Origin of the sequence: Arthrobacter gandavensis, from assembly GCF_039528575.1 — a bacterium.
In the GTDB taxonomy this organism is placed as follows: domain Bacteria; phylum Actinomycetota; class Actinomycetes; order Actinomycetales; family Micrococcaceae; genus Arthrobacter_B; species Arthrobacter_B citreus_B.
Genome location: NZ_BAAALV010000001.1, coordinates 82,034 through 103,959, shown reverse-complemented (window position 1 = coordinate 103,959; position 21,926 = coordinate 82,034). Strand labels below are relative to the sequence as shown.

Annotated in this window: 22 protein-coding genes and 1 riboswitch; of the genes, 14 read left to right on the top strand and 8 right to left on the bottom strand. The window is 64.5% G+C overall.

Going from position 1 to position 21,926, the window contains the following annotated elements; genetic code table 11:
- The first annotated feature begins 63 nt into the window (after positions 1–63).
- Positions 64–480, top strand: coding sequence for a VOC family protein (locus ABFX29_RS00560; protein ID WP_152228170.1), 417 nt, complete (start codon positions 64–66; stop codon positions 478–480).
- A gap of 48 nt (positions 481–528) precedes the next feature.
- Here ABFX29_RS00560 and ABFX29_RS00555 read toward each other — a convergent pair whose 3' ends face one another.
- Positions 529–942, bottom strand: coding sequence for a hypothetical protein (locus tag ABFX29_RS00555; protein ID WP_152228172.1), 414 nt, complete (start codon positions 940–942; stop codon positions 529–531).
- Positions 943–1,124: 182 nt separating this feature from the next.
- On the opposite strand from ABFX29_RS00555, the gene ABFX29_RS00550 reads away from it, so the two are divergent.
- The 4 genes from ABFX29_RS00550 (at position 1,125) to ABFX29_RS00535 (ending at position 5,641) form a co-directional block, all read left to right on the top strand.
- Positions 1,125–1,745, top strand: coding sequence for an L-threonylcarbamoyladenylate synthase (locus tag ABFX29_RS00550; protein ID WP_152228174.1), 621 nt, complete (start codon positions 1,125–1,127; stop codon positions 1,743–1,745).
- A gap of 145 nt (positions 1,746–1,890) precedes the next feature.
- Positions 1,891–4,185: an alkaline phosphatase gene (locus tag ABFX29_RS00545; RefSeq protein ID WP_246167491.1), complete on the top strand. Its 2,295-nt coding sequence runs from the start codon at positions 1,891–1,893 to the stop codon at positions 4,183–4,185.
- A 126-nt stretch (positions 4,186–4,311) separates the two neighbouring features.
- A complete protein-coding gene (locus tag ABFX29_RS00540; RefSeq protein ID WP_152228176.1) occupies positions 4,312–4,965 on the top strand; it encodes a hypothetical protein in 654 nt (217 codons plus the stop codon).
- Positions 4,966–5,383: 418 nt separating this feature from the next.
- Positions 5,384–5,641, top strand: a complete 258-nt coding sequence (locus ABFX29_RS00535; protein WP_152228179.1) for a metal-sensitive transcriptional regulator — start codon at positions 5,384–5,386, stop codon at positions 5,639–5,641.
- Between the two features lie 23 nt (positions 5,642–5,664).
- Here the strand turns inward: ABFX29_RS00535 and ABFX29_RS00530 are convergent, their stop codons facing one another.
- The 4 genes from ABFX29_RS00530 to ABFX29_RS00515 all read right to left on the bottom strand — a co-directional run bounded on the left by ABFX29_RS00530 (position 5,665) and on the right by ABFX29_RS00515 (position 10,694).
- Positions 5,665–7,566, bottom strand: a complete 1,902-nt coding sequence (locus ABFX29_RS00530) for a glycerophosphodiester phosphodiesterase family protein (protein WP_170287761.1) — start codon at positions 7,564–7,566, stop codon at positions 5,665–5,667.
- Positions 7,567–7,664: 98 nt separating this feature from the next.
- Positions 7,665–8,525 (bottom strand): oxygenase MpaB family protein, encoded by an 861-nt coding sequence (locus tag ABFX29_RS00525; protein WP_152228183.1) that lies wholly within the window; start codon positions 8,523–8,525, stop codon positions 7,665–7,667.
- A gap of 125 nt (positions 8,526–8,650) precedes the next feature.
- Complete coding sequence (locus ABFX29_RS00520; protein ID WP_211372384.1) at positions 8,651–9,346, bottom strand: potassium channel family protein; 696 nt, start codon at positions 9,344–9,346, stop codon at positions 8,651–8,653.
- A complete protein-coding gene (locus ABFX29_RS00515) occupies positions 9,339–10,694 on the bottom strand; it encodes a TrkH family potassium uptake protein (RefSeq protein ID WP_246167493.1) in 1,356 nt (451 codons plus the stop codon). The genes ABFX29_RS00520 and ABFX29_RS00515 overlap by 8 nt, the downstream gene beginning before the upstream one ends.
- A 243-nt stretch (positions 10,695–10,937) precedes the next feature.
- Here ABFX29_RS00515 and ABFX29_RS00510 point away from each other — a divergent pair, with 243 nt between their 5' ends.
- Complete coding sequence (locus ABFX29_RS00510) at positions 10,938–12,104, top strand: XdhC family protein (RefSeq protein ID WP_152228185.1); 1,167 nt, start codon at positions 10,938–10,940, stop codon at positions 12,102–12,104.
- Here the strand turns inward: ABFX29_RS00510 and ABFX29_RS00505 are convergent.
- Positions 12,099–13,229: a DNA alkylation repair protein gene (locus tag ABFX29_RS00505; RefSeq protein WP_152228186.1), complete on the bottom strand. Its 1,131-nt coding sequence runs from the start codon at positions 13,227–13,229 to the stop codon at positions 12,099–12,101. The two genes, ABFX29_RS00510 and ABFX29_RS00505, sit on opposite strands and share 6 nt — an antisense overlap.
- A 194-nt stretch (positions 13,230–13,423) precedes the next feature.
- A complete protein-coding gene (locus tag ABFX29_RS00500; protein WP_152228187.1) occupies positions 13,424–13,774 on the bottom strand; it encodes a hypothetical protein in 351 nt (116 codons plus the stop codon).
- A 347-nt stretch (positions 13,775–14,121) separates the two neighbouring features.
- Here ABFX29_RS00500 and ABFX29_RS00495 point away from each other — a divergent pair, with 347 nt between their 5' ends.
- Genes ABFX29_RS00495 through ABFX29_RS00470 form a run of 6 tightly spaced genes read left to right on the top strand, consistent with a single transcriptional unit; the run spans position 14,122 to position 19,003 of the window.
- Positions 14,122–15,276, top strand: coding sequence for an ABC transporter substrate-binding protein (locus ABFX29_RS00495; protein ID WP_152228189.1), 1,155 nt, complete (start codon positions 14,122–14,124; stop codon positions 15,274–15,276).
- Positions 15,273–16,367, top strand: coding sequence for a FecCD family ABC transporter permease (locus ABFX29_RS00490; protein WP_246167495.1), 1,095 nt, complete (start codon positions 15,273–15,275; stop codon positions 16,365–16,367). The genes ABFX29_RS00495 and ABFX29_RS00490 overlap by 4 nt, the downstream gene beginning before the upstream one ends.
- Positions 16,357–17,178, top strand: a complete 822-nt coding sequence (locus ABFX29_RS00485; protein ID WP_152228191.1) for an ABC transporter ATP-binding protein — start codon at positions 16,357–16,359, stop codon at positions 17,176–17,178. The genes ABFX29_RS00490 and ABFX29_RS00485 overlap by 11 nt, the downstream gene beginning before the upstream one ends.
- Positions 17,175–17,861 (top strand): hypothetical protein, encoded by a 687-nt coding sequence (locus ABFX29_RS00480; protein WP_152228193.1) that lies wholly within the window; start codon positions 17,175–17,177, stop codon positions 17,859–17,861. Before ABFX29_RS00485 ends, ABFX29_RS00480 begins: the two co-directional genes overlap by 4 nt.
- Positions 17,858–18,514 (top strand): hypothetical protein, encoded by a 657-nt coding sequence (locus tag ABFX29_RS00475; RefSeq protein WP_152228195.1) that lies wholly within the window; start codon positions 17,858–17,860, stop codon positions 18,512–18,514. The genes ABFX29_RS00480 and ABFX29_RS00475 overlap by 4 nt, the downstream gene beginning before the upstream one ends.
- Before the next feature lie 48 nt (positions 18,515–18,562).
- Entirely contained in the window at positions 18,563–19,003 is a 441-nt protein-coding gene (locus ABFX29_RS00470; protein ID WP_152228197.1) for a hypothetical protein, read from the top strand.
- Here ABFX29_RS00470 and ABFX29_RS00465 read toward each other — a convergent pair.
- Complete coding sequence (locus ABFX29_RS00465; RefSeq protein ID WP_152228199.1) at positions 19,000–19,668, bottom strand: MBL fold metallo-hydrolase; 669 nt, start codon at positions 19,666–19,668, stop codon at positions 19,000–19,002. The genes ABFX29_RS00470 and ABFX29_RS00465 overlap by 4 nt on opposite strands.
- 294 nt (positions 19,669–19,962) lie before the next feature.
- Positions 19,963–20,128, top strand: a riboswitch (cyclic di-AMP (ydaO/yuaA leader).
- Positions 20,129–20,131: 3 nt separating this feature from the next.
- Here ABFX29_RS00465 and ABFX29_RS00460 point away from each other — a divergent pair.
- Positions 20,132–21,046, top strand: coding sequence for a LysM peptidoglycan-binding domain-containing protein (locus ABFX29_RS00460; RefSeq protein ID WP_152228200.1), 915 nt, complete (start codon positions 20,132–20,134; stop codon positions 21,044–21,046).
- Positions 21,047–21,380: 334 nt separating this feature from the next.
- Entirely contained in the window at positions 21,381–21,893 is a 513-nt protein-coding gene (locus ABFX29_RS00455) for a CarD family transcriptional regulator (RefSeq protein ID WP_170287762.1), read from the top strand.
- The last annotated feature ends 33 nt before the right edge of the window (positions 21,894–21,926 follow it).

Genomic DNA, 21,926 nt, shown 5'->3' with positions numbered 1-21,926 from the left:
AAGCGCATACTTTTCCAGACACCGGCCCGTGCCGGACACCCGGAGAATATTGGAGGAACTGCCATGCCCAGCCAGCTGAACCCCTATTTGAGTTTTCGTGACAACGCCGCCGAAGCCATGGCGTTCTACCAAAGTGTTTTCGGCGGGACGCTGGAGAGCTCCACCTTTGCGGACATGAACGCCAGCGACGACCCGTCAGAGGCCGGCAAGATCATGCATTCAACGCTGACCACGGACAAGGGCTTCGTCCTGATGGCCTCGGATACCCCCAACAGCATGAACCTGGATGAAGGCAGCAGCTACTCGATCTCACTGAGCGGGAACGACGGCGATGACCTGCGCGGCTATTGGGACAAGCTCCTCGACGGCGGACAGATGACGCTGCCTCTGGAACGGGCGCCGTGGGGAGACATGTTCGGGATGCTGGTGGACCGTTTTGGGACCAGCTGGATGGTCAGCATCGAAGACGGCGGCTCCTAGGCTCCGACGCTGGCCGTCCGCCCGGTCTGGGCTGAAAACGCGCCGGTTTCAGTCTTTGAGTGCAATGCGGACAGCCAGTGCTGCGACTGCTCCGCCAATGGCCGCGTAGAGAGCTCCAAGAAGCTGGAATTCGACCACGGCCGCCTCCCAGACTTCCAGTCCCACCAATGCTGCTCCTGCTGCCCCGGAGACCACCGGCGCCGCCGGGTGCCGCACCAGCTGCAGCGCTCCGGCGGCCAGGTAACCTCCTCCGCAGCCTCCTGCGAGCAGCAGTCCCGGAACACGCCAGTCCCGGAACGGCGTCCGCCTCAGGATCCACGGACCCGTGTGCAGGAAGGAACCATCAGGGCGCGCTGCCAGCAGTACGCCGGAGGCAAGGGCAGCCGTTCCCGTGCCGAGTTCCAGGCCGATCAGCCACTTTTCGGCCCTCGTGTACCGCCTGGGCTGGCCTTGGTCCCGCATCGTTGTCCTTTGCTGAGCATCCACTGATCTGGTCCCTGGGCCTGAAGTGCGCAGCAAGCCGGCAGCTGCCGGGCCTGCCCACCTGCAGTATCCAGCGTCCTGCCTGCGCCGTCCATCCCTCCCAACCGTGTCCGGGGCCAGGTTCCCAGCACGGGCCCGGACACTGAGCGTAAGCTCTGCACATGGCCAGATACTTCGACGTCCATCCCGATAATCCCCAGCCCCGCACCATTTCCCAGGTCACTGCCGTCCTTCGGGACGGAGGGCTCATCGCCTACCCAACAGACTCCTGCTACGCCCTGGGTGCCCAGCTTGGCAACCGCGAGGCCCTTGACCGGATCCGCAGCATCCGCGAGCTCGACTCCAAACACCACTTCACCCTGATGTGCCGCGATTTTGCCCAGCTGGGCCAGTTCGTCCAGGTCAACAATGACGTATTCCGGGCGATCAAAGCCGTGACTCCGGGCAGCTACACCTTCATCCTGCCCGCCACCAAGGAAGTTCCCCGCCGCCTCCTGCACCCGAAGAAGAAGACGGTGGGTGTACGGATTCCCAATAACAAGGTGGTGCAGGCCCTCCTGGAGGACCTCGGAGAGCCCATCCTTTCGAGCACGCTGCTGCTGCCGGGGCAGGAAGAAGCCCTGACTGAAGGGTGGGAAATCCAGGACACCCTCGGAAACCAGCTGGACGCCGTGGTGGATTCGGGTTTCTGCGGACCGGATCCCACAACGGTCATCGACTACTCAAGCGGTGCCGCGGAAGTTGTCCGGCACGGTACGGGAGATCCGTCCCGGTTCGAGTAGGTTCTTCCCGTCCCGCCTTGACGGGGATTCGGCGGCCGGATTCCGCCGGTGCGGTTGACACTGGCGTCAGCGTGCCGGAAGGGTGAGCGCACTTGATGAGGGGGCATGCGTCATCACTCGCGCACTCTGGGACGGGAATCCACAAATGAACAAGGGAAAACTGACAGTAACGACGGCGATACTGGGCGGCCTGATCCTCTCCGGCTGCAGCGGCGGGACCGGGCTGGCCGCAGACCTGCCGGATCCGGCGCCGGGCCTGGAGCAGGCCGGAAACAATAAAGACCACGGACCCCGGAAGCCCCGGCCGGACAAACCCCAGGGTGCCAGGAACATCATCCTGATGGTTGGGGACGGCATGGGCACAGCCCAGCGCAATGCCATCCGGCTTTCCCATGTGGGGCTCACGGGTGAACTCGTGATGGACTCACTCCCCGAGCTGGGACTGGTGCACACCAACTCTGCGGATCCGGAGACCTTTGTCACCGATTCCGCTGCAGCCGCAACCACCATGTCCACGGGCGTCAAGACGTACAACGGGGCAATCGGCGTCGACCTTAACGGGGTCCCGGTCCCCACGGCACTTGAGATCGCTGCCGCCCTGGGCAAGTCGACCGGGCTTGTGACCACGGCCCAGGTGACGGACGCGACCCCGGCGGCCTTCGGTTCGCATGTAGCCGACCGCGGCGAACAAAGCGAAATTGCACGGCAGTTCCTGGAATCCAGCCGGCCCGACCTCATTCTGGGCGGCGGTGAAGACCACTGGTATCCCGCCGGGAACCCCGGGATGCACCCGGATAACCCGCCTGAGGATCCTTCCGAGGAGAGCACCGGACCGGTCAACCTCGTGGGGCAGGCCCAGGCTGACGGCTACGAATACGTTTGGGACGAGGCAGGTCTCCTGCAGGCACAGGGACCCAAGGTCCTGGGCCTCTTCGCCAACGAGGAAATGTTCCAGTACGGCGATGACGTCGAGGAGATCTACGAACCGAACGTTCCATTGACCACCATGACGCAGAAGGCTCTTGAGCTGCTCTCCTCCCCCGCATCGCAGGCACGTCACGGCGGTGGACCCGGTGGCGGCCACGGCGGCGGCTCCGAGGGTGAGGGATTCTTCCTCCTTGTCGAGGACGAGGGCATCGACTCGATGTCCCACGTCAACGACGCGGCTCTGACGATCAAGGCAGGCATAGCGTTTGAACAGTCCGTAGCTGTCGCCCGGGACTTCGCTGAGGCTGACGGGAATACCCTGCTGATCGTGGTCGGTGACCATCAGACCGGCGGCATGACCATCGAGGCCTTCAACGACACTGAAGACGAGTCCGGGGATGGCATCTCAGCCGAGGACGGTCCGCTTCCGGTTGCGAATTCGGACCAGGTCTTCTCCGTGGACTGGACTACCGACGGGCACACTGCCCTGGACGTTCCGCTGACCGCCATGGGTCCGGGTTCGGAGAAACTGGGCGGGTTCTACGAGGACACGCACATCTTCGACGTCATGGTTGAGCAGATGCGCGCCGGGGTCCAGCGTTCCGGGCTCGACCTGCAGTCACACCGCGGCGGGCGGGGTGAATACACGGAGGAATCGCTGGCGGCTTTCAGGCATTCGCTGGAACTGGGCGTGAGCACACTGGAACTGGACACGCATCTCAGCGAAGACGGCGCAATCGTTGTCTGGCATGACGACGTCATCCTGGCCGCAAAATGCCGTGACACCGAACCGGCTGCCGCCGGCGATCCGGATTTCCCGTACGTGGGAGACCGGGTTACCGAACTGACGCTGGCGCAGCTGAAAACACTCGACTGCGGTTTCGCGCAGCTTCCCGGCTACCCGGAGCAGCAGGTTGTGGAAGGAAACAGGATCGCGGAACTGAAGGACGTATTTGCCCTCGTCCGCGAGATGAGGGCGCGCGGCGTCGGCTTGAATATCGAAACCAAGGTCGAGGATGGACGCGCCGGCGGTCCCGGCATGGAAGCGCTGACCCGGGCTGTCGTCCGCGAGGTCCGCAGATCCGGTATGGCGGACCGTGTGACCATCCAGTCCTTCGACTGGTCGGCCCTGAACCTTGTGGGCCGCCTTGACCCCCGTCTTGTCCGGGTCGCCCTGGTGGCAGCTCCGGCAACCCTGGAAATCGGGCAGCCGGGTGCCGCACCGATCCTAGGCGGGATCGATATTGACGATTTCGACGGATCCGCGGTGAAGGCAGCCGCCGCCCAGGGGTACGACGTAATCTCACCCATCTACACCTCGGTCACCCGGCAGATGGTGGGTGAAGCAAGGGAGACCGGTTTGAAGGTCGTGCCCTGGACGGTGAATGAGCCAGCTGCGATGAACTACCTCATTGACCTCGGTGTGGACGGCATCATTACCGACTATCCCACCCGGCTAAGGCTGGTCATGGAGCAGCGCGGGATCCCGCTCCCCCGGGCGTACGGTTCCTGAGAGGGGCATCACCGCCCCGAACGACGACGGCGCCTTCCGCACCTGCCGGGCGGCGCCGTCGCCGCCGCGCCTGGAACGGTTACTAGACTTGGGTGCGTCCCATCCGCACCACCGAAGAAGTCCTGAATGTCCCGAGGTAAGCATCATCCGCCGCGTCCGAAACCCGCCAACAGCGAGGATTTCCTGATCGCCGGGGATTTGAAGAAAGAACGCGGGTGGACGGATACACAGATCAAGGTGTTCCTTCCAGAGCCGGACCGTACCGCACGCAATCCGTTTTCCCGGAAAGCCGCACCCATGAAGCTCTACTCCCGGGAACGGGTCGAAGCCGTGGAGGTTACTGAGGAATTCAGGAAAGCACGCGAGGCATCGCGCAGGCGCCAGCTTGCTGCCCGGGAGCGTTCCCTGGCGAAGAAGAAGGAAGCGGTCGCCGCTGCGCAGGCACTGGAGCTCCGCATCGTTCCTGAGCCGTGGGATGTGGTGCAGCAGAAGGCACTGGACCACTACAATTCCCGCCTGCGCCGCAGCCAGTCTCCCGCGGGACCAGGTACCTCCCAGGCCCGGCGGGATCGGATGACCGTGAACTACCTGAGGCACAAACAGACGTCCTATGAGGAGGAACTGAAGGAGTTCAAGGGAGTTGTCGGTGTAGGTGAAGCCTATTTGATTGTGCGCAACCGGATCCTGGATTTGATCGCCGAAACGTATCCTCCCCTGCAGGCCGAATGTGAGCGGCAGAAGTTCGATGCTCCCCAGCTGCCTGACGGGGTTGTGCTTTAGCCGGCAGGTTTTCCGGCTGATCCTGCGGCCGCTCCCGGAGGGCGCAGAACCGCCGCGGCGGAGCCTGCGCCGTCCAGTGCAGGCCCCGTCAGCGGCCGAACAGCTTAGCCAGCCAACCCGCACCCTCGGCCTTCGGGGCCGGTGCGTTCCGGTCACAGGTGCAGCGGTCCGACGTGGGAATATTCCGCATTACGTCCTGTACGTGATTCCCGCAGCCCGCCCAGGTGGACTTTCCGCAGCTGCGGCACTTTACGGCACGGCACATGATTTTCTCCTCGCAGTGTATTTGCCCTCCGGACCGATGTCCGGCAGCAGCACCACTATCCCGCATACCCCAGGGGGTATGCAAATTACCCTCCGGGGTATAGCATTGTGATGAATCGTGCCGGCAGCGGCACACCGCCGCACAGGAGACACCATGCAGCTCGACAGTGAAGACACCACGCCCATCATCAATCGCCTCAAGCGCGCCCAGGGACAGCTGGCAGCGGTAACCCGCATGCTCGAGGAAGGCCGGGACTGCAAGGACATCATCACGCAGCTCTCAGCGGTATCCAAAGCGGTCGACCGCGCAGGTTTCGCCATCATCGCTTCGGGCCTTGAGCAGTGCCTCACCAGCGAGGATCCCACCCTGGACCGCAAGGAGATGGAAAAGCTCTTTATGTCCCTCGCTTAGAGCAACTGCCGCGGCGCCGCCGGCTAGAAGATCACGACAAAGCGCATGACGGCGTCGTAGAGCTTGGAACTCATGAATTCATCCGTCCCCATCGAGTTACGGTCCCGGAGCGCCACATCCGGGTGGTCAGTAATGATGCCGTCAACGTTGTCCCGCAGCATGCTGCGGATGGCATCACCGCCGTTCACGGTCCACACGTAAACCTCCTTGCCGTCAGCCCACGCTGACTCGCGGACCGCAGCGGTATACGACGCTTCCTCCACCACAATGAAGTCCGCGGTGGTCTGCGGAGATGCAACGCCAGCCACAGCGAGAGTCAGGCCCACGTAGAGCTCAGGCCGCAGCAGCTTCAACTCTTCGGCCTTCTCCTGGCTCAATGAGTGATAGATGTTCTCCTGAAGCGCGTCCAGGGACTCGAGTTCAGCAACCAGCCGCTCGACGTAATCCTCCGTTTCTCCACCATGGAGCTTTAGCTCGATCAGCAGCGGCTGCCCTGCCTCCTGGGCGGCAAGTACATAGTCACGGAGTGAGGGAATCGAGTCGGCATGGCCAAACTGGTCGTGCACGGTGATGGACGTCAGCTCGGCCAGGGTCAGATCCCCCACCGCATCCTGGCGCCCCGCCAGCCGCTGCAGCGATGCATCATGCATCGCGGCAAACTCGCCGTCCGCCGTCTGCATGACGTCCATCTCAACGAGATCGGAGCCTGCCGCAGCAGCGGCGTTCAAGCCGGAAATCGTGTTCTCGACCCCGCCGCCGCTGAACCCGCGGTGCCCCAAGACCAGGGTTCGGGGAACATCACGCAGGCCCTCCATGACCGGAAGGTTGATCACGCCCAGGATCAACGCAGGGACGACGGCGGCACCAGCCACCGCGGCAGCCGTCCGGCGTCGACGGCGCCGGGCCACGGACGGTCGGACTTCAGCCGGCGGGGCCGTGGACACCTGGCTGATCTTCCGCGTTCCCGGCTGCACATCGGAAGGAAGCAGGGGGATGCTGCGGTCCATGAGTTCCAGGAGCATTCCGGCAACAAAGAGCACCAAACCGCCGGCAATGGCCACACCGGCAACCTGGGCAGCCCCCAGTGCAAACGCGGCCACGCCGGCGGCTGCACGGGGAAAGAACAGGTCGGCGGCAAGGGTGGGAAGGAGTGTAAGCACCACCAGTCCGGCGCCTGCAAGCATGCCTGCCGCAACTCCCACGGCACCGGCAACCAGCAGCGCCGGAGTGGTCCGGCCGGTCGCGCGCCAGCTCAGGCGCATCGCCTTTCCGCCGGCAACTCCGCCTACCGCAAACAGCGGCACTGCCAGTGAATACCGCAGCGCAGCGGTTCCTGCCACAACAAGGAACGATACGTAGACCAGCGTCCCCTGCGTCGACTTCAGCAGTTCTCCGCTAACGAAGTTCGGAATAGCAATTGAATGCGTCAGGACCGAAAAGAAGCCCGCCTGCGTGAGGGGAACCACAAGGAACAGGTACGCCCCCAAGGGCAGGAACCCGGGTAGCGCCAGACGCCGAATCACGGGCAGGAGCCTGGCTGCCAGGGCTGAGGGACGCAGGCTTGCCCCGCTGCGGACCTGGGCCGCTGCCACTGCCAGAACGCTAAGCTGCAGGGAAACTGTCAGCAGTGCAAGCACACACAGCCCCGCAATCCACGCGAGGGAGACTCCGCTGGAGAGCATTGTGGCAATCCCGGCAGAGGTCACCGCGTGGAACCCCGCGGAAGCCAGCGCCTGGGTAAACATCCAGTGGATCAGCGGAGAAACCAGGGCCAGCGGGATGGCCTGGCTGACTGCATACACGGCCAGCAGCCGCCATCCGCCCTCTTTCAATAAATCCCGGCCGGCTCGAAGGAGGCCCGGCAGGAGGGACCGGAATGCCAGCCCGGCAGGCAGCGGCTGCCGCCCCGAGGGCTTGGATTTCACTCCGGACGATGCTGCCTCAGCGGGCAGGTCAGTGCGATGCGCACCCTTAGGCATGGATCCGGCTCCCGGAACCCTGAAAACCCGACAGGCTCTCCAGACTAGATTCCGGCACGGTTGCGGACCTTGCGGTAGGGATGAGTATCCACCTTCGTGGTGAGGTCCGTGATGACGTCCTCGTACGGGCGGTTTCGGCGGGCGGCGGCCATCATCGCCCTGGTCGTCTTTGCCGCGCTGCGCAGGTTCATCGGCCGCCCCGCCACGCCGTAGAGAAGAAGTGCCCAGTCCGGGAGCAGCGAGAGGATCCCGTCCTGGATGACTATTCCCGTCCAGACTTTCACCGGATTGCCCCGCAGGGACGGCTTGCGGATTGCCTGGCTTACCTCCGCGGCAGGCAGGCAGAGGGCCAGCCAGTCCTTTTGGGCGTCGATATACTTCTGCAGCTCCGCATAGGTTGCGGGAAGGCGTGCGGGGTCGATTCCCACGAGCCTGGCGGCAATGTGCTGCTCAACCACGAACTGGTCCTGCTCCTGCACGGACAGCCTCGGACCAAATGCTTCGGCAGCCCGGAGTACCGCAAACACAAGGGTGTTGTGGGTCCAGTCCATCCAGTCTTCGGTCTCCGCGCGCAGGGTCTGCCCGGTTGCCGGGTCCTCCCAGTTGGCATGCTTGTGCATTCCGCGCACGGATCGGGCGGCGGCGTCGGCATGCGCCTTGTCCCCAAAGATCGTTGTGTCGATGTACTGCCCTGTCCGCTCGCCCCTGGCTGCGGCATCCTGGCCGGCAACGCTGACGTTGGAAAACAGGCGCATCATGCTGGGATTCAGCGCCTGGAGCAGAAGCGCGGCTATGCCGCCAAGCTTCGATGACGGATCGGAGTAGAGCTTCCAGCTGATGCTCTCCGGGCCGAAGTACCCAAAGTCCTGTCTGGGCTGGTCTGTTGGCCGGGCAGTCTGAGTCACGGTGGCTCCTTAGGAAACGGGGCATTCATTTCGTTGGAATCCAACCAAATTTGGACAGCATCCAACGCGCTGTCGAGTATATAAGCTCCGTCATAGTTGCTGCGTCATGATGGCGACACAAACAACTAACGCCTGCTGAAGGCCTCGGCCTTTTTCGTGGGTCCGGCCACCAGGAGTTCGTCGCCTTCGTCGATCTGGAGGTCGGGCTCGGCAAACTGCCACTCGCCGTCGGACTTGCGGACCGCAACGATCACCACGCCGAACCGCCTCCGGACCTGGGACTGATAAATCGTGGAGCCGGCCAGGAATTCACGCGGGGCGGTTTCGATCACGGCGAAGTTCCCGCCCAGCGGAATGTAGTCCAGCAGACTGCCCTGGACCAGGTGCGCCACCCGGCGCCCCATGTCCTTTTCCGGAAAGATCACGTGGTGCACGCCCAGCTGCTCAAGCACCGTACCGTGTGCTTCACTGACCGCTTCCGCCCAAATCTCCGGCACGCCGAAACGCAGCAAAAGGGATACTGCGAGAATGCTGGCCCCGATGTCCTGGCCGATGGCCACCACAACCCGGTTGAACTCCGGAATCGACAGCTGGCGCAGAACATCTTCCCGGGTCGCGTCGGCCATCACCACGTAGGTCAGCCGCCCGTCCAGGCCCTGCACCACCTGCTGGTCCCCGTCCACACCCAGGACGTCGACGCCGTTAGCCATCAGCTCCAGCGCGAGTGACTGACCGAATCGCCCAAGACCGATCACCGCTACGGCGTCGGACTCGCTGATCCGCTCCGCCTCCCTGCCGTTGAAAAGGTTGAGCTTAGCCAATGATCGGCCTTTCCTCAGGAAGTTTGTACTTGAGCCTGCGCTCCCGCAGGACCAGCGCCGAGGCGAGCAGAATGGGCCCGAGCCGGCCTGTGAACATAAGTACCACCAGGATCAGCTCCCCTGCTACAGGCAGTGCCGACGAGACACCGGCAGAGAGCCCAACCGTTCCAAAGGCAGAGACCGTCTCGAACAGCAGCCGGTCCATCGAGTAGTCCGACATGGCCATCAGTGCTCCGGTTGAAACAGCGATCAGTCCGGCGGCGACGAGGACCACAACCAGCGCCTGCCGTGCGGCATAGGCAGGCAGCGCCTTGCCCAGGGCCGTCACCTGCTCGTTCCCGCGTGCCTCAGCCACGACGGCGAACACCAGCACCGCGAACGTCGTCACCTTGATCCCGCCGCCGGTTCCGGCCGGTGCGGCACCAATAAACATCAGCACATCCATTCCCAGCCAGGACAGCGGATCCATTTGGGCGACGTCGACGGAGCTGAATCCCGCCGTCCTGGTCTGGACTGACATAAAGAATGCAGCCAGGAACCGTTCCGGTCCGGAGAGGGCACCGAAGGTCTGCGGGTTGTTCCATTCGCACAGGGCAATGAACACCGTTCCGGCCGGCAGCAGGATGACCGTCCCCCAAAGCACCAGGCGGGTGTTGATGGTCCAGCGCAGCGGTTTCCCCCAGGCGCGGCGCAGCTGGACCAGCACCGGAAAGCCCAGTCCTCCGATGATGACGGCGGCGGCTACCGGAAGGCACACCAGCGGATCGGTTGCGAAGCCCTCGAGGTTGCGCGGGAAAAGCGAGAATCCAGCATTATTGAACGCAGAGACAGCATGGAACACTCCCAGCCAGATGGCTTCGCCCGGGTCCTTGCCGTAGCCGAGCCAGAAGCGCAGGGCCAGAAGCAGTGCTGTCACGGCCTCGGTTGCGAGGGAGATGCGCACGACGCCGCCGATCACCCTGGGTGTGCTGTCCAGGTCCTGGCTGCGGTTTTCGGCCACGGCCTGCAGCCGCGACCGGAAGCTGAACCGCCCAATGACTGCCAGGCCAACGATGGAGGCAAACGTCATGACACCCAGTCCGCCGACCTGAATCAGGGCAAGGATGACAACCTGTCCAAAGGTGGACCAGTACACGTGTGTCTCAACCACTGAGAGCCCGGTGACGCAGAGTGCCGACACCGCAGTGAAAAGCGCGTCCGTGAAGGAAGCACTGCCGGGAACCGCATCTGAGGCGGGCAGCATCAGCAGTCCCGTTCCGCAGAGGGCTGCGGCCACGAAACCGAGAAAGACCACTTGTGAAGGGCGCGGGACCCGCCGGCGGCTGCCCGGCCCGGCACGCTCAGGCACATTCCGACAGTACGCCCGAGTGCCGCCGCGGTCACCGTCCGGCGAGTGCCACCAGCCCGAGGGACTGAATAACAGCGACCCGGGCGGAGGCTTTCCCTGGCTGCCCGGACAGGGATTGACACACCTCCCGCACGGGGGGCAGCCTTGGCGCACGGTCCACCGCAGTCCACGGGACTCGATGTGGCACGCGAAAGCGGGACTGACGTGGAAGGAGCAGCAGTTTGGGCATGGATCAGCACAGCCATGAATGACGTCCTGGAGGCGTTGCAGCGTGAATGGGCGGCAGGCCGGACCGCGGCCCTGGCCACCGTAGTCCGGACCTTCGATTCTGCGCCGTGTCCAACCGGAACCATGATGCTGGTGAGTTCCTCCGGGGGTGCAGTTGGTTCAGTATCCGGCGGCTGCGTTGAAGCAGCGGTGTACGAGCAGGCACTGGAGTGCATCAACGGTGCGGGTCCTGTCCTTGCCCGTTACGGCGTCAGCGACGGGGACGCCTTTGCCGTTGGCCTCACCTGCGGAGGCACAATTGAAGTCTTTGTCCAGGCCCTTGCACCGGAACAGTCAGCGGTGCTGGGCAAAGCCCTGTCTGCCATAGAAGCCCGCGTGCCGGCCGGCATGGCGACGGTGGTTGAGCACCCGGATCCCGGATGCCTGGGGCAAAACATGGTCATCCTCCCCGGGGGAACCTATGGTTCGCTGGGCAGCAGGCGGCTGGACCAGACCACGGCCGACGACGCGCTGGGCCTGGTTGCGGCAGGGCGCAGCGGGACCTTGGCGTACGGACTCGAAGGCGAACGCCTGGAGGCGGGCCTTAGTGTCTTCGTCAGGACTTTCGCGCCGCAGCCGCGCCTGCTGGTTTTCGGAGCCACGGATTTCGCGTCCGCCTTGGCCCGGCTGGGTTCGTTCCTCGGATACCGTGTCACGGTCTGCGACGCACGCCCCGTATTTACGACGCCGGAACGCTTTCCGGATGCGGACGAGGTTGTCATTTCCCGGCCCCATGTCTATTACCAGGACCAGTTGGAGGCGGGCGCGGTGGACCGCCGAACGGTGGTCTGCGTCTTGACCCATGATCCCCGCTTCGACGCGCCGCTCCTGGCAGCAGTGCTCAACGGAGCGAAGGTCGCCTACGTTGGCGCCATGGGATCCCGGCGCACCCACCACCACCGCATTGAACGGCTGCTGGAGGCAGGGGTGTCACCCGCTGCCCTGAAGGCGCTGCGCAGCCCCATTGGACTGGACCTGGGGGCACGGACGCCGGAAGAGACTGCCGTGTCCATCGCAGCGGAGTTCATTGGCGAGGCATGGGGCGGTTCGGGTGCTCCGCTGAGACTTATGAATGAGCGCATACACCATAAGGACCGGCTCCCTCTCGCGGCTCCCTCGCCTTCGGAGCATTCCCCGTCATGACTCCAGGCTGGCAGGTGATGCCGGCGAAGGCTCAACCGGATCCAGTTCTACCTCGAACGCCAAGGAGCCGTGCCGGGTCCCGTTCACCTGGATCTGCAGACGGTGTATTCCGGCATAGTGACGGCGGGTTGTCATCTGGTGCAGTGCGTGTGAACCGGTAAGGGTGCGGGACTCCCCCGCCGGGAGTTCCAGGACAGCAAGCTTGAAGACTGCGGGAGCGGTTCCGCCGCGGGCTTTGACGTAGTGCACTACATAGTCCACGGCGAGCCGCGCCGTCGTCCTTCCAGTGTTGGTCAGTGTAAAGCCGAAGCGGAGCCTGCCGGGAAGGGTGATGGCCGGTGTGGTGGTGGCAAGATCCTCCACAAGGACCTCCGCCGGCTCAAATCCCAGCAGGGCGAGGGCACCAGGATGGGCTTTCTTAACCAGGGTCCGGAGGCTGTGGCGGACCAGCCGCTCAGTGGTGGGTGCCGGCGCGTCCAGCCATCGGGCGCAGGCCTGGACGGTGATTTCGGGCGCATGGCGGGAGATGTCGTTGAGGTGGTTGGCAACGGAGCGGCGCACGTCCTCGCTGGGATCATCCCGGAGGGCGGCCAGGATGGGCAGCGTGGCTTCGGGATCCTGCAGCAGTCCCGGGACCCGGATCGCCCAGGGCAGATAGGGCCGGGTCCCCTCGCTGGCCAGCCGCCGTACATGCGGATCGGGGTCCGCTGTCCAGGCCTGGATGAGTGCCAGGGACCGGTCCAGGTCCGCTGTAAGGAGCCTGCGGATTGCGAACTCGCTCGTCAGGCGCGGAGTGAGGGCGGCCAGCAGGTCAAGGGCGTCGTCAAAGTCTGCGGGGTCGCCCCCGGCCAGCGCCAGCGTCACTGCGGATTCGGTGACAGGCCACATCATCCAGCCCTTGAACTCCGGATCGGCCAGGGCGCCCCGGTAGGCTGCAGCTGCTTGCGCGTAAACGGGGTATGCACGGACCAGCTGCCCCGCCAGGAGGTCCGTCCGGCCGCGGAGTGACAACGGGTCGAGCTGAGGTATCGCGGCGAGAAGCCCTTGGAGTCCGGCGACTGGTGCAGCAGAGGTGAGGCTGCGGTGCAGCGCCGTGACTTCGGCAGGACCCAGCAAATCATCCATGGCACCCAAATGAAGTCCCCCGCAATAGTTGGTGCCCGGCATAACCGGGTCAGCGACCGCCGGCCTGGTTCAGCCGGCGGGTTCACATCCTATCGCCGTTCGGGATCCGCCGGCCGCTGACCGGAGGAGCGCTGCACTGGCTGGAAAAACGACGCGGTTTGGAGCCGGTGAGCCGTGGAAGCTGCTGGACACCGCTAGAGGTTGGCGTCCGTGTAACTCCCGCGGCCGCCGGCGGCCGGATTCCGTGTTCCGGCCGTGGACCCGAAGGCGGCCGTGTAGCTGTCAACCGGGGCTGCGGCGTTGCGGTGCGTGTCGCCGTCGAACCGTGCGGTGTAACCGTGGCCGGAGGAGGAAACACTGGACAGGGCGCCGTGCCGGCTGGCCGGGGCGGACTGGGGGCGGCCGAACCCAGCGACGTAGTTTCCGCCCAGCGCGGCTCCGCGGCTTCCCGAAACAACCCGTGAAGCCGTGCCCCGGCTCTGCTGCCGGGACGGGTCCTGCACCTGGATGGTGTGGGCGGGGATGGAAGTGGTGGTTTCGAACATTGTTCTCCTAGTAGACGGGTGGCGTGCTGTCGGGCAGCACAAAGTACGCCGGCTCTTGGGCGGCGTTGCGGCAAAAGTGGGAGCAGCCGGCCTGTGCCAGGCTGCGGAGGTCCGCGGGCCCTTGGTGCGTGACCGGCTGTGGACTGAATGCCGGACGGGAAGCGTCAGGCGCTGAGAAGACTCTAACAGTTATTCTGAGTCATTCATAAAAAGCGGCAGTGTCAGGTTCGTCTCACTCATGTCAGGGACTGTCACTTTTGAATAAGGTCATGTTTTTATTCGCTAATATGAACTCCGGCTGGCTTAGGCAAGCCTTACCAACCTTGTAGCCCGTGAATGGAGTTCCCTTGTCCCGCCTTAACCCCACGTACCCCCACCCGCCCCGCCGGTCTCTTTTGGCCGGCGGACTGGGAGTCCTGGCGCTCGCTCTCGGCGCCTGCTCCACCCGCGAGACAGTGTCCGCGGGCACCGTCCCAGCCGGGACTGGAACAGCATCACCCGGCCCGGGGTTCACCGTCACAGACATGCGCGGGAAGACCATCACGTTTGACACCCCGGTGCAGCGGATTGCCACTACCGTGATCCCCTCACCGTCGATGATCGCAGCGGTGGACGGCGGCTATGACCGCATCGTCGGCATCAATGAATCCACCCTGCAGGCAAACAAACAGGGACTCTTCGGTGAGATCTTCCCGGAGTCCAGGTCCACCACGACCATCTCCCCCTCAAGCTTCACCCCCAATATTGAGACCATTACCGAACTTGCCCCCGACGTCGTCTTCCAATGGGCAGACCAGGGAGAGGGCCTGGTTGAACCGCTGGAGAACGCCGGCTTCAAGACCGTGTGCCTCCTCTACGGCACGCAGGAGTTCCTGGAAACCTGGGTCCAGCTGTTCGCTGCGATTCTCGGCAAACCGGAACGCGGAACAGAAATCACCGACTGGATGCATGCCGAACTGAAGCGGCTGCGCTCGGAGCTGGGCACTGCGGCGCCGGTGCGCACGGTCCATCTTGGCCAGTCCGGTGAAGGCTACTCAGCCTCCAACAAGGCTTCCTACATGCATTTCTGGATGGAGCTGGCAGGCGGCCGGAACATGGCCGCAGACAACGTTTCCACTGACAATACGGTCAGCGCGGAACAGCTGATCGAATGGGATCCGGAAGTCATCACTCTTGGCGGCTTTGATGCGCGCACACCTGCGGATGTCTATGCCGACGGCGCACTGGCCTCCATCTCCGCAGTCCGCAACAGGCGGGTGTACAAGGCACCCCTGGGCGGATACCGCTGGGAGGTCCCGTGTGCTGAATCGCCGCTGATGTGGCAGTGGGCTGCCGAGCTCTACCACCCTGAGCTGACCAGCCACGCCCTGCGGAACACCATGCGGGAGAAGATCGGCTATCTCTACAACTATGACGTCTCCGACGCGCAGATCGACGCGGCGCTGAGGCTGGAGATGAACCGCGGAAGCCGCGGCTACGAAGTTTTCGAAGCGACGCCGTGAGCCTGGCTCAACGCACGCCCGGTGCTGCACCCGTGCCTTCCCGGCGCCCGCGGATTCTGCGCCGGCATCCGGTAGTCATCAGCCTCGTCCTGCTGCTGATGGTGGCGGTTGGGTCCATGGCGGCAGGCCGCTACTGGGTCCCGCCGAATGAAATCCTCCGCCTTCTTGCCGGTGAGGCCGGATCGTTTCTGGGCAGCGACGGGCTGCTGAGAAGGACGTGGACGGACCAGGAAGCCACCGTCATTCTGGACGTCCGGCTGCCGCGGGTCCTGCTGGCGTTCCTGGTGGGCGGTGCACTGGCACTTGGCGGTGCCTGCCTCCAGGCGCTGTTCCGCAACCCCCTGGTGAGCCCGGACATCATTGGAGTCACAGCCGGAGCCTCCTTCGGTGGAGTCCTGGTGCTGACACTGGGGCTTTCCGGCGCGTGGATGGTTGGCGGCGCCTTTGGATTCGGCCTGGCAGCCCTGGCCTTCGTCCTGTTCCTGGCACGCCTGGGCCAGGGCAACCGGATGCTGATGATTGTGCTGGGCGGAATCGTGGTGGCCGCGTTCTTCAACGCGCTTGTTTCCTTTATGACCTACATTGCCGATCCCTACTCGGAGCTGCCCTCAATCGTGCACTGGCTGCTGGGCTCCATCGCAGCGGCCAGCTACGAGAAGGTGCTGATTGCGCTGGTTCCGGTGGGACTGGGTGCGGCAGTGATCATTGCCCTGCGCTGGCGTCTGAACGTTCTCTCCCTGGGGGACGACGACGCCGCTGCCCTCGGCATCAGCCCCCACCGTTCACGGCTGGTACTGCTGGGTGCCGTCGCGCTGATGACGGCAGGGACGGTAGCTGTCGCGGGCGCCGTGGGCTGGGTGGGACTGGTGGTCCCGCATCTGGCCCGCCTCTGGGTCGGCTCCGATAACCGGGTACTGCTGCCTGTCTCCCTGCTGTTGGGCGGAACATACCTGATCCTCATTGACACGCTAAGCCGGACCATGACCAGCAGCGAGATACCGCTGGGCATCCTGACCGCCATCATTGGTGCGCCGGTCTTTGTGGCGCTGCTCGCCCGATCCCAGAAGAAGGCAGAAACGCATGGAAACTAAGCAAGCCGGCAACACGGTGCTCCTGGAAGCCCAGGGGCTTGGATTCCGCTACTCCAAGCTGAGGCCCTGGCTCTTCCGCGGCCTGGGTTTCAGCCTGGAACGCGGGGAAGTCCTCTCTATCCTGGGGCCCAACGCCCGCGGGAAAACCACACTGCTCAAATGCCTCTCAGGGCTCCTGAAACCCGTGGAAGGAACCCTCACAACCGACCCGTCCGTGGGCTACGTCCCCCAGGATCACGGAACCGGTCCGGACTTCATGGTCCAGGACATGGTGCTTATGGGCTGCACGCGGCATCTGCGCCCTTACCAGGTCCCCCGTGCTGGAGACCGTGACGCCGCTGCCCGGGCAATGGAACGCGTGGGGGCGGCGGACTGGGCAGAACGGTCCTATTCCGAACTTTCGGGCGGGCAGCGCCAGCTGGTCCTGATCGCCCGTGCCCTGGCCTCCGGATCCCAACTGCTGGTACTCGACGAGCCCGCCTCAGCCCTCGACCTGCGTAACCAGTCCCGGGTACTCAGCGTCCTGGACTCGCTCGCAGCCGAGGGAATGGGAGTCATCATGACAACCCATCATCCGGACCATGCCCTCCACGTTTCACGTAACGCCCTGCTGTTCGTTAACGGCCACGACACCCGCTGGGGCCCGGTCGAAGAACTGCTGACGGGGCCGGCGCTCTCCGACGTCTACGGATTGCCGATCTGCACACCGACCGTGGACACGGTCTCGGGCAACCGCACCATCGCGGTCCCGGACTTTGGTCCCTCCTGCAGGCGCACCTGCGCCCCGAACCTCCGAAAGGACCTTCCATGAGAATCATTCGGCTCTCCGGATCAAACACCATGCGAGAACTTGGCGATCCGGACTGGCGCGGTGCCATCGAGGACGCCGACTGCTACCGGCTCGACGATCCGGCTGAACGCCGCTCCATCCTCGCGGCAGGCGCCCTGATCATCAGCGGTGCTGCCGACCATGTACTGCTGTACAAACACCGCACCCATTTGTCCGGATTCGTCCGCGACGGCGGGCGGATCCTGGTCAACGGGCAAGTGGTGCTGCCCTTCATTGACGGCCTGGCCCGGTGGCTGAAACTGGACTACCGCAGTCCGTGGGACCTGCGTCCCCATGCACTCTCACCCCACCCCGTATGGGAAGGGGTGGATTACCGTGACCTGCATTTCCGCACCGGAGTTCCGGGTACGCACTCCTACGAACAGCTCCAGGAAATTGGCGTTGCCGGCTTCTACGGCCGTGGCTATTCGTCTCCGCTTCCCGACGGCGCCGTCCCCGTCACAGGGATTGGCCCCAACTCGCTGCCCCTGGACTACGAATTTCCCCTAGGAGCCGGTGCCGTCCTGGTCCACGGAGGCCTGGACCTGGAGGGATTCGCGGACGAGAGGTACAGCAGCGCCCGGCTGGGCCCGAACCTCGTTGCCTGGCTCAGCCCGGGCTCCAGCGCAGCCCCCGCAGCCCACCTGAAAGAAGCATCCGCATGAGCACAACACCACGCATTGGCCTCCTCCACACCGGCACCTTCACTGCACTGCGCACACTGGAAGACCCCGCTCTCCAGCCCTACCGCATCGAGGGCATCTACCTTCCGGACGCCGACCCGGCCGGGGTGAAATCCCTGGATGTCGTGATCGTAGGCGACAGGCTCCACGCCGGAGTCCGTTCACGCTTCGAGCCTGCCATCCGTGAGGCCCTGCAGGACCCCGGCAAGATTGTCGTAGTATTGGGCGAAAACAGCGTCCAGGACTGGCTGCCCGGAATCGGATACTCTTTCCGCCCCACCGTCTTTTGGGCCTGGCGCACCGGCACGGACACCGGCACGCGTCTGCGCCTGCCGGAGGATCCGCTCTGGGAGTTCTTTACCCGCCGCGCAGTGGACTGGCACCACCACGGACTGCTCCACCCGCCGTCGGGCGCCCGGAGTCTGGTGACCATGGAGGAAAACGGAACGGACAGCGGGGCGCTGCTGTTCATTGATGAAGTGAACCAGCCCGCCCGCCTGCTCGTAACAACCATGGACCCGGTCTACCACCATGGTTCGGGTTTTATGCCCGGAGCAACCCAGCTGCTGTATTCGATCCTGCGCTGGGCTACAGCGGCCCACATCCAGGCCCGGAGCGCGGTGCAGGGCCAGTAAACCGGGGGGCGGACAGGGACCAGCAGCCGCGGCGATACAGTTGTGTACATGAGCAACACCCCCGCCCGGACCCGCAGGTCTGTCTTTTTCCTTGTTCCGCTGGGCGCGCTGGCAGGCATGGCCCTGGCTCTGTTGAACTTCCAGCTCAACTATGCCTCGTCAGTAGGCTCCGAAGAGCTGGCGAGCTACATCCTGTGGACCATGATTGGCGGGGCGGGGCTCGGCGGCTCCTTTGCCTGCCCCGCCAGCGTGGCGGCCTACGCAAGCGCCTCGTCGGGAAAATCCCCGGGGTTCTGCGCCGGTGCGGCAGGTGCAGCCCTGGCTGTCTGCTGGCTGCTGTACGCAGCCGTATCTGCCTCGGGGGGAACCCCTGTGACCTGGCTGCTTCCGGCGGCCGCAGCCCTCACGACGGCAGGCGGCGCCTGGTTCGCCTGGTTTATAGTCCACAGGCTGGCCCCCGGGCATAAAGCCCGAAAAACCGGAGACTAGCCTCCGTAGGGGCCACCCACCAGGCGCACCAGTGAACCCGTTGGCGAGGGGACTTCTCCACCGTGGGCAAACAGGATGCGTTCCGGTGCCAGTGCAGCGATCCGCTCCAGGGACTCCTCGGCACGCGAAGCGTCCGAGGTGAAGGCCGCAGGGCTCCGGACAACGAAGCCGTGACTCGTCGCAGCGGCGTCACCGGCAAACAGGGTGCCGGTGGCTTCATGGAAGATGCTCACATGGCCCTGCGTATGGCCGGGAGTGGCGAGAACCTGAAGGTCCTGGATCGAATCCCCCTCCTCCACCGCCTGAATCCTCCGGGGGGACCGGATGTCCGGCGAATCGTTGCCGCCGGCATGGATGGACGCCAGGGGTGCCTGCTCGGCGATCGCAACCAGGGAACCCACATGGTCCATGTGCAGGTGAGTCAGGACAATGTCGCGCACGTCCTTGAAGGTGCCCCCCAGTGCGTCGATTGCCTCCGCGATCGCTCCGACGGCGTCCGGCATCCCTGTGTCAATGACCACTATCCCGCCCGGTTGAGCGACGGCATAGCAACGTACGTCGGAAATCACCGGTTCCGGACCGGCCACGCCAGCCGGAATGCTCATTTCACGGACGACTTCCTCAAAGGGCAGACGGCTGTTTCGACTGCTGGATACCTGGGCCACGACAGCTCTCCTTCGCCGGAATACGGGGGTTTAAGCGTATTCCCGCGGGGCCGGTTCCGTCCTGCTGCCGCGGTAAGATTTCTGCCGCCGAACGCGCCGGGGCAAGTACAACCCGCGCGTGACGCGTGAGACAGCGGTGAAACAACTCGAAAGCCTGCTTGGCAGTATCAGTAGTGACCCGCTCCACACAACGGCAACACGCCGCCGTTACCGAATTGCAATCAAAAAGAGATTGCTGTTAGTGTCCTTTGCATGCCGCAGACCTGATGCGGCGCCCCGGGCTTGTTACCTAGCTCTGCCGCTTGGCCGGGGTCCCTTTTGCAATACGACGGCAGGGGCGGGGGAACCAATATTTTGGGTCCTTTGAATCCTTGGGGTTAAGCCGACCGGATGAGACCGGCGGCCGGGTGACTCCCATCCGAACCCGACAGCTCACCTCGCAGGTATAGGGAGAGGTAAAACCTTGTCTTCTAAGAATCGCGGACGTCATTGCGCAGAGTCCAGCATCTGGACCAGCATCGCAAAAGCAGCACCCGGTAAGGCACGCACCGTCACCGGCACCGCAGCAGCCGTTCTGGCAGGCTCAGGCCTCATGTTCGGTATGGCAGCTCCGGCCCAGGCCAGCGCAGTCATCAACGAGGCACCGGCACCGGCAGCAAGCACCTTCGCTGCTCCGGCAGCACAGCCCGCAGTTGCTCCCGCAGCCGAAACTCCGGCTCCGGCTGCAGCCGTTACCCACACCGTAGTTTCCGGTGACACCCTGAGCGAAATCTCCGCCGCCTACGGCGTGAGCCTGGACAGCGTCCTGGCACTCAACGGCCTGTCCCTCACATCCATCATCTACCCCGGTGACGTCATTACTGTTTCCGGAGAAGCAGCAGCAGCTCCCGCCGCTGCCGCAGCACCGGTTGAGACCTACGTTCCGGCAGAGACCTACACAGCTCCGGCCCAGGCCGCAGCACCTGCCGCCGCGTACACCGATCCCGGCACGTACACCGGCTACGACAGCAACGTGACCACCCAGGCCGTTACCCCGGCACCTGCTGCAGCAGCTTCCGGCGCCGGCGCGATCATGCTCAGCTCTGCCTACGCCCAGCTGGGCGCCATGCAGGACTGCACCATCCTCGTCGAGCAGGCCCTGCGTGCAGCAGGCCACTCGGTGGGCGACCTGGCCCCGGCGCAGCTGGCCGCCTACGGCACCCCGGTATCCAACCCGCAGCCGGGTGACATGATCTACTACGCCAACGGCGGAGCAGGTGTCCCCCACATCGCCATCTACATCGGCGACGGCCAGGCCATCCACAGCGGAATGAACGGCAACCAGACCGTTATCGCCACCGCCAACCTCGGCTCCGGCCCCGTCTACTACCGCGCATAGTCCGCGTAGCTGCCGGGCCGCAACCTAGCCCGCAGCAGGCAGGGTGCCCCTTCCGGATTCCGGGAGGGGCACCCTGTTTTAACGGCTGCCTGCCCTGATCCGGGCGCTGGGCAGCCGCCTCCGCTCCAGGCAGGGTACATCTGCACCGGACGTGAAATAATGGAAAATGCCAGACTCGCGGCCGCCGGAACCTTCACCCATGTGCTGGTACCGCCTCCGCGCTCCCCTCGCAACGCTCACCGGGCATAAGAGGGGACGGCCTTCCCCAGTGTGCCCGTCCATCCGGGCCGCGGAGATGCCGGGTCAGGAATCGACGCAGCCAGAGGTAAACACATTGACGTTTAACGTAGGTCAAACCGTAGTCCACCCCCACCACGGCCCCGCAGCCATCCGCCAGGTCGCCACCCGCAAAGTCCGTGGTGAAGACATGGAGTACCTCGTGCTTGAGGTCCAGGCGAACAAGCTGGAGGTCTGGGTCCCCCTGGCGAAGGCTGCCGAAGTGGGCCTGCGCCCGGTCCTTAACGGCGCCCAGCTTCAAAAACTCATGGAAGTGCTCAAGGCCGGCGCGGATGCCGAGGAAACGCAGTGGTCCCGTCGTTTCAAGGAAAACACCGAGCTTCTGGCCAGCGGCAGCATCACCGACGTCGCCCGTGTGGTCCGCAACCTCACCCTCCGTTCCCTGGAGAAGGGACTCTCCCACGCTGAACGGGACATGCTGCGCCATGCCCGGCGCCCTCTGCTCACTGAGATTTCGCTGTCACTGGGCGTCACCGAGGACGAAGCGTCCGCAGTGCTCGACGGCGTCTGGCAAGGGTCCTCGGATTCCCTCGCCGAACCTGTTACCTAAGTCTCCCCGCACCTCATTCCGGCGCAGGAGTCC